We start from the raw sequence: 14928 nt of genomic DNA on the forward strand, positions 1-14928 counted from the left end.
GCGATGATCGGCCAGTCCCCGCTCCGCACTTTCATCGCCCATGCCGTGCTGATCCTCGGCATATTGATCGTGGCTTTCCCGATCTACTACACGTTCGTTGCCTCGACGCACACGCTGCAAACCATCCTCAGGCCGCCGCTGCCGCTCTTGCCCGGCGGCCAGCTCTGGAACAACTACAGCGAGGCGCTGTTCGGCGGCATTGGCCGCATCGGCGGTGTCAGCGTCGGCCAACTGCTCCTCAACACCACGATCATGGCGCTCGGTGTTGCGGTGGGAAAGATCTGCATCTCGATTTTGTCGGCCTATGCGATCGTTTTCTTCCGCTTTCCCCTGCGCATGACCTTCTTCTGGCTGATCTTCATCACCTTGATGCTTCCGGTCGAGGTGCGCATCCTGCCGACCTACAAGGTGATGGTCGATCTCGGCATGATCGACACCTATGCCGGCCTGATCATCCCGCTGATCGCCTCGGCCACCGCGACGCTGCTGTTCCGCCAGTTCTTCATGACCATACCGGGCGAATTGGTCGAGGCGGCGCGCGTCGACGGCGCCGGGCCATGGCGCTTCTTCTTCGATATCCTGTTGCCATTGTCGCGCACCAACATCGCGGCGCTGTTCGTGATCCTCTTCATCTACGGCTGGACGCAGTATCTTTGGCCGCTGCTGGTCACCAACAGCAACGACATGAACACCATCGTCATCGCGTTGAGAAAGATGGTTTCCTTCGCCGATGCCGATACCGAATGGCACCTGGTCATGGTCACCGCGATGCTGGCCATCGTGCCGCCGATCCTGGTGGTGGTGCTGATGCAACGCTGGTTCGTGCGCGGCCTGGTCGAATCCGAAAAGTGAGAAGCTGATGGCGACCGTCGATTTGAAGGACGTGAAGAAGGTCTATCCCAGCGGCGTCGAAGCCGTGAAGGGGGTCTCCATCGCCATTCCCGACAAGGAGCTTTGCGTGCTGGTCGGCCCCTCCGGTTGCGGCAAGTCCACGCTGCTGAGGATGATCGCCGGTTTGGAGACCATTTCCGCCGGCACAGTCGCCATCGACGGCAAGGTGGTCAACGCCATCGGCCCGACCGAGCGCGACATCGCCATGGTGTTCCAGAACTACGCGCTTTACCCGCATATGAAAGTCTATGACAACATGGCCTATGGCCTGCGCAATCGCGGCACGCCGAAGGACGAGATCGACAGCAGGGTGCGTTCGACCGCCAAGGTGCTGGAGCTTTCGGCGCTGCTCGACCGCCGGCCGCGCGAGCTTTCCGGCGGCCAGCGCCAGCGTGTCGCCATGGGCCGTGCCATCGTGCGCAATCCGAAAGTCTTCCTGTTCGACGAGCCGCTCAGCAATCTCGATGCCAAATTGCGCGGGCAGATGCGGGTCGAGATCAAGAACTTGCAGCGCACGCTCGGCGTCACCTCGGTCTATGTCACCCACGACCAGCTCGAGGCGATGACGCTGGCCGACATCCTCGTTGTCATGAACGCCGGGCTGGTCGAGCAAACGGGCGCGCCGCTCGACATCTACGAAAAGCCGGCGTCGATCTTCGTCGCTTCCTTCATCGGCGCGCCGCCGATGAACCTCCTGGCGCTGACCGGAAGTTCCTCAGGCCCGATGCTGGCTGACGGAACCGCGATCGGCTTTGCGGCTCCCGGAACACAAGCTGTGACGCTGGGGTTTCGCCCTGAAGATACCGACGTCACCTTCAATGCGGAGGCGCTGCCCGGTGCGCTCGTCCTGCCGGCGGCAGTCGAAGCGGTCGAGCCGGTCGGGGCCGAAAGCTTTCTTCACTGCGCCGCAGCCGGCAGCCGTATCATCGTGCGCGTCTCAGGGCGCGCCACCGCAAAGCCCGGCGACCAGTTGCGTGTCGTGGCCATTGCCGAAAAGCTGCACTGGTTCGATCAGGCCGGCAAGCGGGTCGATTGAAGCCGGCCTGTCGGCCTGATCGGCGCGCTACCCGAGCGTTCAGGCAAACACATGCGCCTTGCCCGACACCGTCAGTCGGACGATCTCGCCAACCACCGGTGTGTCCATGCCTGGCTTGCGCAGGACCAGTGGCGTGTTGCCGATCGCGGCTGCGTCCGGCGGATCGGGACTGTTCAAGAGCCGCACCGCGATGGTGCACATCGAGCCGGCGAATTCGGATTCCGTCACTTCGCCGAACAGCATGTCCGGCGTGCCCGACATGCCTTCGCGCGATGTCCGTTTCAACAGCACCTGTTCCGGCCGCAGCATGATGCGGACGAGATCGCGCCGCTCGGTGCTGTCGACGGCGATGCGGCCGAGCGGCGAGTTGGCGAAGCCGTCCGCGATCCTGGCCGGCAGGATGATGGCGTCGCCGAGGAATTCGGCGACCATCCGGTCCTTCGGCTTGAGATAAAGCTCGCGCGGCGTGCCGACCTGCGAGAATTTGCCGTCGCGCATCACCGCGACCTGGCTGGCAAAGGACAGCGCCTCGGGCTGGTCGTGCGTGACCAGGATCGTGGTGATGCCGGCGGCCTCCAGAAGCTCGGCCACCGCCTTGCGCATCGAGGCGCGCAGGCCGGTGTCGAGCGCCGAGAACGGTTCGTCGAGCAGCATCAGCCGCGGCTTCATGGCCATGGCGCGGGCCAGCGCCACACGCTGCTGCTGGCCGCCTGAGAGCTCGTGCGGCCGCCGTTTCAGGATCGCCTTGTCGAGCCCGACGATATAGGCGAGCTCGGCGATACGCTCGCTGCGCTTGTCCTGGTGATGCCGCATGCCGAAACCGATATTGGCGGCGATGCTCAGATGCGGGAACAGGGCGCCGTCCTGCGCCACCACGCCGATGCCGCGCCGATATGCCGGCACGGCAGCGCCGCCATTGGCCAGCACCTCGCCGTCGAGCACGATGCGACCCTGGTCCGGCGCCTCAAAACCGGCGATCAACCGCAGCAAGGTCGTCTTGCCGCAGCCGGACGGCCCGACGATCGCCGTGCGGCTGCCGCTGGCCACGCTGAGGTCGACGCCGGCCAGTGCGGCCACCGGGCCGTAGTGCTTGTGCACATCGGTGAGTTCGAGGAAGCTCATCGCCCGGCCATCCGCTTCGACTGGACGTAGAGCAGCCAGGTCAGCGGCAGCGACATCGCCACCATGATGAGCGCGTAAGGTGCGGCGGACGCATAGTCGATCTCGCCGCTGTGGGCCCAGAACGCCATCGCCAGCGTGCGGGTGCCGTTGGGCGCCAGCATCTGGGTGGCGGTCAATTCATTCATGATGCCGAGCGCCACCAGCGCCATGCCCGCCGCGGCACCCGGCGCCGACACGCGGATCGTCGTCGACCACAGCGCCCTGAGCGGTGGCCGGCCGAGACTGGCGGCGGCGCGCTCGAGCTCGACCGGTGCCTGCGCGATCGATGCTCGCAGGCTGATCAGGGCGCGCGGCAGGAACATCAGCGCATAGGCTACGAGGATCGTGAACAGGGTCTGATAGAGCGGCAGGGCGATGCGCACCGTGATGGTGACCAGCGCCAGCGCCACGACGACGCCGGGCAGCGATCCGACGATGTAGTTGCAGCCCTCCAGAAGGCGCTGCAGCGGCCCCGGTGCCCGGATCGAAATCCAAGCCATCGGCATGGCGGCGATAGTGGCGAGCAGGGCGCCGGCGAGCGCCAGGAACAGGGTCTGGCCGAGCGCCAGGCCGATATCATCGAGGCGCCAGACATCGGCGCCGCCGGCCACAAGCCAGCGGCCGATGGTGACGAACGGCACGCCGAGCGCCAGCAGCGCGGTGACAACGGGCAGAGCCAAGCACGGGATGGTGGCGCGGCCGAGCCTTGTGCGTTGCTGCTGCCGCGCGGCGCCCGAGCCGACGCGGGCATAGCGCTCCTCGCCGCGCACCAGCACTTCGATCCCGAGCAGCACGAAACAGCATGTCACCAGCACCGCAGCCAGCATGTTGGCGGCGGGGCCGTTGAAGGTCGACTGGAACTGGTCGACGATCGCCGTGGTGAAGGTATCGAAGCGGATGAAAACGTAGAGGCCGTACTCGGCCAGGAGATGCAGGCCGACCAGCAGCGAGCCGCCGCAGATGGCGAGCCTGAGCTGCGGCAGCACGACCCGCCGGAACACGCGCCATGGCCCGAGGCCGACGGCTGCCGCGGCGTCTTCGAGAGCAGGATCGAGCCGGCGCAAGGCTGCCGCCACCGGCAGATAGAGGAACGGGAAATAGGCGACGACTGAAACCAGGACGCCGGCCCACAGCCCGTGCAGTCCCGGCACCAGGGTGATCCAGGCGTAGCTGTGGACGAAGGCGGGGATGGCGAGCGGCGCCACCGACAGCCAGGCCCACAGGCGTGCACCGGGAAGGCTGCTGCGTTCGGTCAGCCAGGCCAGCGCCACCGAGAGCACAATGCAGATCGGCACCGCCAGCACCACCAAAAGCAGGGTGTTGACCAGGAGCTCGCCGACACGTGGCCGGAAGACCAGTGCCGATACGGTGTCCCAGCCGGTCTGCACGGCAATCCAGATGATGAAGGCGAGCGGCAGCAGCGAGAACAGTGAGACCAGGATGGCGGCGAGCGAAATCCAGGATATCGGCCGCCGGCGCCTCCATTGCCCAGCCGCCACGCCGGTCGGCAAGCCTGAACGTGCAAGGTCGGCCGCAGGCTGCATCAGCTCAGACGCCGAGCCGTTGCCGCCCGGTGGCGGAAACGATCGCAGAGCCGCAAACACGGCCAAAAATGCAGCTTGTCGTCATGGACGAATGCCACCTCGAAAAACAGAGCGCTCCTGCGGAAGCGAATTCCCGCAGGAGCGCAGTCGGCTGCCGTTTTAGGACGAACGCGAACTAAAGCAAGCCGGCTGCCGTCATCAGGTCGGTCACCTTCCTGGAGTTCAGCGTCGTCGCATCGACCTTCGGCGCCTGCAGATCGGCCAGCGGCACCAGCGCCGAATTGGACTCCGCACCCTTGCCGACCGCGTATTCGAAGGAATTGCCGGTCTTCAGCACGTCCTGACCAGCCTTGCCGGTCACCCATTTCAGGAAGGCCTGGGCTTCCTTCGGGTGCTTGCTCGAGGCCAGCACGCCACCGCCGGAAACCGAGACGAACGCGCCCGGATCCTGGTTCTTGAAATAGTGGAGACCGATATTCTTGCTGTTCTCGCCGGTCTTGGCCTGGTCGCCGTAGTAATAATAGTGATAGATCACGCCGCCATCGACCTCGCCGGCATTGACCGCCTTCATCACCGTGCTGTTGCCTTTGTAGGCGGTAAAATTCTCCTTCATCGCCTTCAGCCAGTCGGCCGTTGCGGCCTCGCCTTTGAGCTGCAAAAGCGCGCTGACGATCGCCTGGAAATCGGCGCCGGAGGGCGAAGCGGCCCAGCGTCCCTTCCAGCTCGGATCGGCGAGTTCAAGCAGCGACTTGGGCAACTGCTCGCCGGTCAGTCTGGTCTTGCTGTAAGCAAAGACGGTGGCGCGCGCGGCGATGCCCACCCACTTGCCGCTGGCCGGCTGGTACTCCTTGGGAATCTGCGCCAGCGTGTCGGCGTCGACCGGCGCGAACAGGCCGGCGGATTCGACCAGCACCATGGCGGGCGAGTTTTCCGTCAGGAAGACGTCGGCCGGCGAGGCGGCGCCTTCGGCAACGATCTGGTTGGAAAAATCGCTGTCGCCGCCGTGGCGAACGGTGACCTTGATGCCGGTTTCCTTGGTGAAACTTTCCACCCAGGCATTGGTCAGGCTCTCATGCTGGGCATTGTAGACGACGATGCCGCTGTCCTGGGCCATAACCGGGCTGGCGACCAGGCTGATTGCAAGTGCTGTGGCTCCGGCAAGCACGGAAAGAGCATGTTTCATGGACGTCATCCCGCTCGATCTCGATGGTCTTTGATTTAGCATGACTGCACTATCAATTCCTGATCGGTGTAGTCAACATTGATGCGCTGCGCAATCGGCCGCCGGAGGTGAAACCGTCGTGATATTCCCATATTTTGGCTTGGACATTATTTCGCCGGCCACGTAACAAATCGGGCCGAGGCGCGAATACTGGGGAGTTAACTCTTGTGACCGGCAAGGATGAGGCCGAGCTTTCCCGGCTGATGCGGGCCGCGATTGCGGGAGATGAAAGGGCTTACGCCGACTTTCTGCGCCGGACGGCTGCCCTCGTTCGCGGCTTCATCAGGCGCAAGATCGTTCAGGGCGGGGTCGATCCCGAGGATGTCGTGCAGGAAACCTTGCTGGCCATTCATGTGAAGCGGCATACCTGGCGCCAGGATTTACCTGTGCTGCCCTGGGTCTACGCCATCGCGCGCTTCAAGCTGATCGATGCCTTTCGACGGCGCGGGCGGCGCATCGAGATCGAGATCGACGAGATCGCCGAGACCTTCGCCGAACCGGAGGCCGAAACGGTCAGCGGGCGTGACATCAACCGGGCGTTGGAGGGCCTGCCGCCGGCGCAGCGTTCGGTGGTTTCGTCGGTGTCGGTCGAAGGCCGTTCCATCGGCGAGACGGCAGCGAAGTTCGGCATCAGCGAGACGGCGGTGCGCGTGTCGCTGCATCGCGGTCTCGCCGCCATTGCCAAACGGTTCGGGGCCAAACAATTCGGGCGGGCCAAACAATTCAAGCGGGAATAACATGAGGACCGACGATCTCATCAAGGCGCTCGACGCCGATGTCCGCAGCACGGCGATGCCGCTTGGCTCGGCCTGGTGGATAGGCGCAGGTGCGGCTACGCTGATCGCGGCGGTGGTTTTCTGGCTGGCGATCGGCCCACGCACCGACATCGCCACCGCCATGTATACGACGCGTTTCGTTGCCAAGTTTGTGTTCACGATGGCTCTGGCGGTCAGCGCCTTCGCCTTGATCCGCGCCCTGTCGACTCCCGGTGCAGCGACGAGCAGGGCGGCGGCCTGGATGATTGCCGCACCGCTGCTGGTGGTCATTGCCGTAGTGCTGGAATTCCTTTTGGTACCTGCGGCCGACTGGGGCCGGCGGCTGGTCGGAAGCAACATGGTTATCTGCCTGACCTTCATTCCGCTGATCGGCATCGGTCCGCTTGCCGTCTTCCTGGCGGTGCTGCGCTATGGCGCGCCGACGCGGCCGGTGCTTGCCGGAACGGTGGGGGGCCTGCTCGCCGGCGGGCTGGCGGCAACCTTCTATGCCGCACACTGCTTCGACGATTCGCCGCTTTTCGTCGCCACCTGGTACACGATCGCGATTGCCATCCTCGCCGCGCTCGGCGCCCTCGGCGGGCGGCTTTTCGTGCGCTGGTAGCGACGGCGCGCGAGCGGAGACCGGGCGCGCTCCTCCAGCCGATGCTCCTGTTAGGCTAAAGGCAACCCATTCCTGTCGTTGCAGTGAACTGAAAGCCCGCCTTGATGATCACGGCTGAGTTGCGAATGGATAGCGGACGGGTAGGCCAGGAACATAGTATGCCGTTGCCAATGGGACTATTCTAAGCCTTAGTGCTCGCGATGGAGCTTCGATAACATCCGAGAAAGCCGCGTGGCGCTCTCAGGCGTGTTGCAGGACGTCCTATGACCAACAGGGAACGAGTTCAGACCGGGTCGCTTGCAGGTGAGCGCAGGCATGTGACCGCGCTGTACTATGACATTGTTGGTTCGACCACTTTGTTAAATCAGCTGGACCCCGAAGAATTCGGCACTATGCAACGTTCGCTCCACAATGGAGCGGCTGCATTGATCAGCGACTACAATGGCTACCTCGAGCGGGTTCAAGGCGACGGCGGCTGCGCCTATTTCGGCTTTCCCGAGTCCAGGGAAGATGCCGCCGAATGTGCGGTTGCGTCGGCAATCGAGATTGTCGAGTGGTGCGAGAAACTGGCGAGACAGTCCGAATCCAGCCTCAAGGTAAGGGTCGGCATCACCACAGGTGTGGTCGTCATCGCTGACGCTTCGAAAACGAACCTTCCGGGCGCCACCGAGTTTATTGGCGTCGCGCCGGCACTGGCTGCGCGCATCCAGTCCGAAGCAGCGCCGAACAGTGTTGCTGTCGCAGAATCCACCTATCGGCTTACCATGGGCGCGTTCGAATTCGAGGAGATCGGTCCAAGGCACGTGAAAGGATTTGACGAACCGGTGCTTTTGTGGCGGCCAATAACTCGCCGTCAGCAGTTCGACCGCTTCACAGCGTACCGGCGCGTTTCCGCGCCGCTAATCGGTCGCGAAGACGAGCTTGAATTGTGTGGCCGGCGTTGGGTTAGAGCTGCAAGCGGCAATGGCCAGTTCATTCTTCTCCATGGCGACCCGGGGATTGGAAAATCCCGGCTGATCGCCGAGTTCCGCCGTGATCTCGCCGCTAAGGGTGTGCGCACCCTGGTGTTTCAATGTCAGCCGCGCGGCAATTCGGAACCGCTGCACCCGTTTCTGGAACCTCTCAGAAAGGCAATCGCAGAAACGACCGGCAACGCCGACCTGGATCGGGATGCAGTCACGCGCTACCTGCGGTCACATGGCTCGGAACTTAGCCCGTTGAATGCCGAGATAATCACATTCCTTGTCGCGGGCGAGACGGAAGGGGGTTCTGGCGAAGCCTGGCAGGTCGATCTCTCGGACGAGGAGATCAGGGCGCGTGTTGTCGAGGCCATGCTGTCACTTCTGACGTCGCCGTCCGCTCTTGGACCGCTCCTCCTGATAATCGAGGACGTTCACTGGGCAGACACGCTCACCAAAGCACTTGTCGCCAAGCTGAGTGGGTGGATCGAAACACGGCCGATCCTTGCCGCAGTAACGTCGCGCGAGGCCATCGCGCCGGACGGTTTCGGCGATCCAAACGTGCTTGCCGTCGCCTTGTCTGGCCTAACTGCTCAAGCTACCGCGGAGCTGATCAGCACGATCTGGGAGGATTCGCCACCAGATGAACTGGTCGCCTTTATCTACGAGAAGAGCGATGGCGTGCCCCTGTTTGCCGAACAGCTGGCGCTTTGGATCCGCGAACGAGCGAACGCTGGCTTGCCCGATCGGGCTAGATTGGAGGCGTTGCTTCGTGCGGATAGCATTCTGGATCTCCGGGATCTTATCGCAGCCCGCCTCGCCAGCCTGGGGCCATTGAGACGTATCGCACAAATCGCAAGCGTCCTGGGGCGACAGTTCCGACGGAAACTGCTGGCTTGTGTGCTTGAACTTGGGTATCTTGCCACACCCTTGGACGAAGCAATTGAAGGTCTTGTCCAAGCCGGGATTATCCGTCGGAAGTCTGGCGGTATGGAGATTCGCTTCCGCCACGTGCTGATCCAGGAAGCGGCCTACGAGAGCCTCCTGAAATCCGAGCGGCAGGAAATCCACACAAGCGTTGTAAATCTCATTCAATCTGGCGCTGCTCCGCCGCTCTCCGACGAGACGATGGCGTGGCATTTCGGGCAGGCCGGACAGCCTTTGCAGGCGGCGCGCCATGCTATTCAGGCGGCAGAGGCTTGCGATGTTCGGTCAGCAATGCAGGAAGCAGAAAACCTGCTGGATTTCGCTGAGAAACAACTCGCTCAGGCCGGCAGGAATGCCGAGTCGAATGAGCAACTGCTTCGCCTCCTCACAGTTCGCGGGCCGGTCGTTGCGGCTCTTTTCGGTAGAGGCAGCAAGCAAGCGCGTGCGATCTATGAGTGCGGGGTATCACTGTGCGCCGCGATTAAGGATCGGGATCGTGCAGAATGGTTCCCGCTTTACTGGGGTTGGTGGTTTACCGCTCCCGACTACGAGACGCAGCGCGTGAGATCGGACATCCTCCTGCGCGACCTCAAGGACTCGGCCGATCCGGAGGTCCGGCTCCAGTCGCTCCATTGCGCGTGGGCGACGAACGAAGATGCCGGGCTCCACTCGCACTGCCTGAAATGCGTCGAGGACGGACTCAAGCTTTACGACGAGAACCGCGCACGATTCAGCCGCGGTCGCTACGGCGGCCACGACGCGAAGGTCTGCGGCTTGGGCGAACGGGCCTTCTCTCTCTGGTTCATGGGCGACGACGCCGGATCGTCGGAAAGCATTGATGCGGCGAAGCAGTGGGCCAAGCACATCAACCATCTGAACAGCGTACTTCATGCGTTGGAGTTCGAGATCGAGCTGAAACATTATCGGAACGATCATGCGGGCGTGATCGCGGTGGCGGACAGGATCGGCGAACTCGCGGGAGCCGCGCCGGGCGTGCTCGCCAAGGCGGTGCTCTTTCGCGCCTGGGCGCGAGGCCTGAGCGGGGACCCGGCGAGTGGACTGGTGGAATTCGAAGCCGGCCTGGCGCGCCAACATGAGATCGCCACCCCCGAGGGCGTGCCGGTCTATGAAGGCATGCGCGCGCAGCTGTTCGCGCGTGCTGGACGCAACGACGAATCCTTGTCTATCCTGGACAACGCAATCGCTGCCTCGACTCGGAGCGGCCAAGTGTACTGGCTGGCGGAACTGCTGCGGCAGCGGGCACTTCTTGGCGGTGCCCGTCATGAGACGGAAGAGGCGGTCGCGCTGGACCTCAGTCGCGCGCTCGAAGCCGCGACGGAACAGCGCGCCGCGGCGCTCGTTTCGCGGGTGCGCCTCGATCTAAAGCGGCTCGGACTTCGAGGCCTGCCCCCAGACCGGCACGCCGACCGGTCCCCTGGTACATGAACGGGACACATGTGGCACCCGTCGCCGAGCTAGCCGAACGCTTCGAGCGCGAACTTGGCGCCTGCAGCGACTTCCGAGGCCGGGAGCCTAGAGCTACCGAAGCGCTCGTCCGGGCGTTCTTCTCTGCGCGGCGACGCTTCGGAATAACGCGGATCGGATCGCTGACCCGGCTGGATAGTGCCGGCGTCGTGGTCGCTCAAGTGGTGCGGCCGCTGTCGCTTTCCAACGCGGTCTCCCAGGGCAAGGGCGAGAACCTCATGGAAGCGGCCGCATCCGCTATGATGGAAGCGCTGGAGTGCTGGGCGGCGGAAAGGATTGCCGTGGAGCGCATTACGGTCGCGAGCGCGCGGGACTTGGGCGACGAGATACGCAATCTCTACGCCGGCTGCCGCGTTCATGGTTTCGACGCCGGCTGGGATCAGCTCAGGCTCGGCTGGACGGACGGCTACGATCTGATCTCGAAACGCGTGCTGCCGGTGCCCGTCGCGTTGGTCGATACGATCTACACGCTTCCCTCCCCGCACCCTGTCGCTTTTCCGCGATCGACGCGGGGACTTGCCGCTGGTCCAACCTTGCTTGCAGCGATCATACATGGGGCGCTCGAAATCCTGGAACGGGCGAACGTAGCAGGCGCACGACGATATCCGCGTTCCTATCCGGAGATTCGCATCGATCCGGCCAACGCCAGCGGACCGCTTTCGTCGAGGACGATCGCCCGCCTCAGCGCCGCGGACCTTGCTGCCGGCATCTGGCTGGTCCCGGGCGATCACGGCTTGCCCGTCTTCCGATGCGAGGTTATCGAGACGCAGAGCCATCGGGAGATTGCGCCGATGCCGGGTGAAGGTTTTGCTTGCGATTTCACCCACGACCGCGCCCTGGTGAGAGCCCTTATGGAGGCGGCACAGGCGCGGGTGACCGCGCTTGCGGGCGCCCGCGAGGACATAACGCGTGCGTCCTACCCGGAGCGCTACGACCGCGAAGATCTCGATGCGCGCCGACATGCATTCCTGTCCGCAAGCGAAACGCACGTGCTTACCGATGAGCGCGACGGACCCGGCTCTGCGGCCGCCGCGCTCCGTTACGTGCTCGATGCGCTTAGGGATGCCGGAGGACAGGCTGCGCTGGTCGTACCTCTCTACGGCGGCAGGGATCCGGACGTCGAGGTGGTGCGCCTCGTCGTCCCCCCGCTCAGAGACGTCACCGGAGTATAGGATGGCGGCCTCTCTGATTGTCTTCCTCGGACCGACGCTGCCGCGTGCTGAAGCCGCAGCGGTTCTCGAGGCCACCTATCTGCCACCCGCTGAGCAGGGTTCGGTCGTGCGTGCGGTGCGAACATATCTGCCGAGAGCGATCGTCTTAATCGACGGCTCGTTCGGAAAAGTGCCGGCCGTGCGTCACAAGGAGATCCTGTGGGCGCTTGCGAAGGGAATCCCGATATTCGGGGCGGCGAGCATGGGTGCCCTGCGAGCAGCCGAGCTTGCGGCGGTAGGGATGCAGGGCCACGGTTTCATCTATCGATGGTACTCGCTGACGCTCCTCGCGGACGACGATGAAGTTGCAGTGGCGATGTGCCCTCCCGAGCTAGGCGCAGCTCCGCTGAGCGAAGCCCTCATCAATATTCGTCTCACCTTGCGTCGCGCGATGCGCGCCGGAATAGTGACGGCCGAGGAAAGGCACACGCTCGAAGCTTTGGCGCGCGACACGCATTTTGTAAATCGCAGCTACCCCCGCCTGCTCGCCGATGCACGGTCCACCTTATCTGGGCGGTTAAACGGCGCTGTCGACCGCCTGGCCGACTGGCTCCCGTCGGGGGCGATCGACCGCAAGCGTGAGGACGCGACGGGATTATTGTCGAAACTCGCGGATTATCCGGAACTGTTTAGCAAGCGCCCGGACACTCCACCCTTCCAACTGACCGAGGCATGGGCGTACGACCTCGACGCGGCAGGGCTCTGGGGCGACGATATTCCAACAATTCTTGCAGACAACACCTGAATGACTTAAGAATGACTTCGGCCATCCGTGTAGCGGAGAGGTGGGAGCGGCGGCATGGATGCTACCGGGCAATTGCAGTTTGGCGAGCGGGTTCCCGTTTGGCGCCTTGGGACCCGATTTCTCATTTTCCCGCAACCTCCTTTTATCCCTGGCTATGAGCGCCCGGAGACGATTTGGATCTCCACTCCGCCCAACCGGATCGGCCCGGGGCCGGCCGACCGCCGGATGTACGTGATCGACCCGCTGGTCGAGAAGCAACCCTATCAGTTCCCTTACCTACCTCCCTATGCCGGCGCCCTTAGACCGCCTGCGGAAGCGGGTCCGGATGGTCACTTCGACAGTATTCCGATCGGTACGCCGGAATTCGAGGCTGCGCATGCCTACGCCTGCATCCGGCGCGTGCTCGACATCTGCGAGAGTTATCTCGGGCGTGAGATTCCCTGGTTTTTCGAACCGACCTATGACCGCCTCGAGATTGTGCCGAGGCTCCGGTGGGACAATGCGCAGTCGGGCTATGGTTTTCTGGAGATGGGAGAGGACGAGGCGCGCGGCGAGCCGCAGCCCTTCGCGCTAAACTTTGACGCCCTTGCGCACGAGACTGGCCATCTGATTATTTTTGGCGTTATGGGGGCACCCCGAGTCGACCCGCCGCACGAATACTTCGCCTATCATGAGGCCGTCGCCGACTTCATCGCACTGATCGGCCTCCTGCACTTCGATACGGCCCTCGATCTGCTGCTGCGCCGGACGCGCGGCAATTTGCTGATCGCAAACGAGCTTGACCGCTTTGGCGAGCTTTCCGATGAAAAGCAGGTGCGCTTGTTCAGCCATTCGCTGCGGATGAGCGACGTCAGCGCCGAGGTGCACGACCTCTCCAAACCCTTCGCTGGCGCACTGTTCGACATCCTGGTCGAGATCTATCAGGTGCTGCTTTTCGAGCGCGGGCTTTCCGATCTCGATCCGCGCGATTTCCGAGACCTCAGGAGCGAACTTTCGGAAAAGGAACTTGAGGAGCAGCTTTCGGCTTCGCTCGGCGGAAACGATAGCCGGCATTTTATCCTGAAGTCGGCGCTAGAAGAGGCCCGGGATTTCGTCGGCGAGATCCTGGTCCGATCATGGGAAGGGCTTGAGCCGGAAACCCTCGACTATCGCTGGGCGGCGGAGATGATGATTGTGGCGGCCGAGAGCGGCCGCGCGAAGCGCTTTGCCCGGAGCGTCATCGACAACTTCGCCTGGCGCGAGATCTTGTGAGGAGAAGCGCATGCCGGATGATGGATTAAGGCCGCGACGGCCGATCGTAAGGAGAAGCATTATGTCGTCTGAAGATATTCCATATGCGCCCGATGCAAATAGGTATTGGCCAGATCAGATTACACTTTACGGGGTCACGTTGAACCTCGCACCTACCAAGATGGCCAATCTTCCGTTTGAACGACACTTCATCCGCCTGGCCGTTGTGCCGATCGGATCAGACGATCCACAGGATCCTGACATCATGGCAATTGCGGCCGTCTACGGATATGCGTTCGAGGGCCAATGCTATCGCTATGACAAGCCAAAGCTACTCGTATTCCGCCCAGGAGTGGAGGAGCCCAACGCAAAAGGATGCGGTTTTGAAAACCTGGGATATAAGATGTGGCAGATCACAAAAAAGACCCCAATAATGGAACTAGCCGCAAGTAAAGACTTTGCGGAAGAGATCGTCTTGAATGCTAATCTTCCCGGAAACCGCAGTCCCAATACCTACGGAAACAATATGGCGCTGGCACATCGAGGCGGTCGGCTGAACCAGGGAGGTGGAAGTTAAGGCTAGCATTCGTCGCAAAACGTGCAACTGTGCGTACAGCAATTGGCGTTAGGTTGGCGACTGTTGCGTCTTCGTTTCTGGAGGCGGTACTGGAAGCTTGCTATCGTCAATCGGGTATAACTCTTCGTGAACGACTTGCATTTCGTCGTCATGAGAAACGAAATTTGTTCCGTCCCTACTCACCTCGACTTTTACTGTGCCTGTTTCTCCATCGTAAGTCTCAACCTTGAAAGGAAAAACAGCGCCAATCTCCACCAAACCACCATCCGAGTGTGAAACGGTGGGGAATTTGTCAGTGATTCGCAAATACTTCCTAGATTGAACTGCTGTGAAATTTACTAACGCCGCCATGGGTTCCTCCCCGCGCAAATATTGCTCCAGCTACAATACATTACCAGAGTGCAGCCACTTCGACCAGTTGTAAAGTCAACGTCGACGTGAAACGCCCTGCCGAGCTGGTTTGAGCCAAATCGATCGGGCTTCGGCGGTCGGCGAGCAAAGCAAACGGGCAAGGATCGGCCGGTCTTCGATCCGCGGCCACCAAGCTGTCGACAGAACAGCCG

13 protein-coding genes are annotated in these 14928 nt (G+C 62.6%); 9 read left to right on the forward strand and 4 right to left on the reverse strand.

The window, feature by feature from the left end; all coding sequences use genetic code 11:
- The first annotated feature begins 3 nt into the window (after positions 1-3).
- Positions 4-852: a sn-glycerol-3-phosphate ABC transporter permease UgpE gene (gene ugpE / locus X738_RS48150; RefSeq protein WP_023797226.1), complete on the forward strand. Its 849-nt coding sequence runs from the start codon at positions 4-6 to the stop codon at positions 850-852.
- A gap of 7 nt (positions 853-859) precedes the next feature.
- Positions 860-1927 carry a sn-glycerol-3-phosphate import ATP-binding protein UgpC gene (locus tag X738_RS48155; RefSeq protein ID WP_023797227.1) on the forward strand — a complete coding sequence of 356 codons (1068 nt, stop codon included), beginning with the start codon at positions 860-862 and terminating at the stop codon, positions 1925-1927.
- Positions 1928-1966: 39 nt separating this feature from the next.
- Here the strand turns inward: X738_RS48155 and X738_RS48160 are convergent, their stop codons facing one another.
- The 3 genes from X738_RS48160 to X738_RS48170 all read right to left on the reverse strand — a co-directional run bounded on the left by X738_RS48160 (position 1967) and on the right by X738_RS48170 (position 5815).
- Positions 1967-3049, reverse strand: coding sequence for an ABC transporter ATP-binding protein (locus X738_RS48160; protein WP_023797228.1), 1083 nt, complete (start codon positions 3047-3049; stop codon positions 1967-1969).
- Entirely contained in the window at positions 3046-4632 is a 1587-nt protein-coding gene (locus X738_RS48165; RefSeq protein WP_023797229.1) for an ABC transporter permease, read from the reverse strand. Before X738_RS48165 ends, X738_RS48160 begins: the two co-directional genes overlap by 4 nt.
- A 175-nt stretch (positions 4633-4807) precedes the next feature.
- Positions 4808-5815, reverse strand: coding sequence for an iron ABC transporter substrate-binding protein (locus X738_RS48170; RefSeq protein ID WP_023797230.1), 1008 nt, complete (start codon positions 5813-5815; stop codon positions 4808-4810).
- 206 nt (positions 5816-6021) lie between these two features.
- Between X738_RS48170 and X738_RS48175 the strand changes: the two genes are divergently transcribed.
- From X738_RS48175 to X738_RS80695, 7 genes are all read left to right on the forward strand, one after another.
- Positions 6022-6591: a sigma-70 family RNA polymerase sigma factor gene (locus X738_RS48175; protein ID WP_023797231.1), complete on the forward strand. Its 570-nt coding sequence runs from the start codon at positions 6022-6024 to the stop codon at positions 6589-6591.
- Between the two features lies 1 nt (position 6592).
- Positions 6593-7231, forward strand: coding sequence for an NrsF family protein (locus X738_RS48180; RefSeq protein ID WP_023797232.1), 639 nt, complete (start codon positions 6593-6595; stop codon positions 7229-7231).
- Between the two features lie 263 nt (positions 7232-7494).
- Positions 7495-10563: an AAA family ATPase gene (locus tag X738_RS48185; RefSeq protein ID WP_023797233.1), complete on the forward strand. Its 3069-nt coding sequence runs from the start codon at positions 7495-7497 to the stop codon at positions 10561-10563.
- On the forward strand, positions 10560-11774 hold the full coding sequence (locus X738_RS48190; RefSeq protein ID WP_023797234.1) for a YcaO-like family protein: 1215 nt from the start codon (positions 10560-10562) through the stop codon (positions 11772-11774). The genes X738_RS48185 and X738_RS48190 overlap by 4 nt, the downstream gene beginning before the upstream one ends.
- A 1-nt stretch (position 11775) precedes the next feature.
- Complete coding sequence (locus tag X738_RS48195) at positions 11776-12558, forward strand: TfuA-like protein (protein WP_023797235.1); 783 nt, start codon at positions 11776-11778, stop codon at positions 12556-12558.
- Between the two features lie 225 nt (positions 12559-12783).
- Positions 12784-13809, forward strand: coding sequence for a hypothetical protein (locus X738_RS48200; RefSeq protein ID WP_306454930.1), 1026 nt, complete (start codon positions 12784-12786; stop codon positions 13807-13809).
- A 61-nt stretch (positions 13810-13870) separates the two neighbouring features.
- Complete coding sequence (locus X738_RS80695) at positions 13871-14365, forward strand: hypothetical protein (RefSeq protein WP_023797237.1); 495 nt, start codon at positions 13871-13873, stop codon at positions 14363-14365.
- A 48-nt stretch (positions 14366-14413) separates the two neighbouring features.
- Here the strand turns inward: X738_RS80695 and X738_RS84515 are convergent, their stop codons facing one another.
- Positions 14414-14716: a hypothetical protein gene (locus X738_RS84515; protein ID WP_023797238.1), complete on the reverse strand. Its 303-nt coding sequence runs from the start codon at positions 14714-14716 to the stop codon at positions 14414-14416.
- Between the last annotated feature and the right edge of the window lie 212 nt (positions 14717-14928).

This window comes from Mesorhizobium sp. L48C026A00 (genome assembly GCF_000502375.1).
Lineage (GTDB): Bacteria > Pseudomonadota > Alphaproteobacteria > Rhizobiales > Rhizobiaceae > Mesorhizobium > Mesorhizobium muleiense.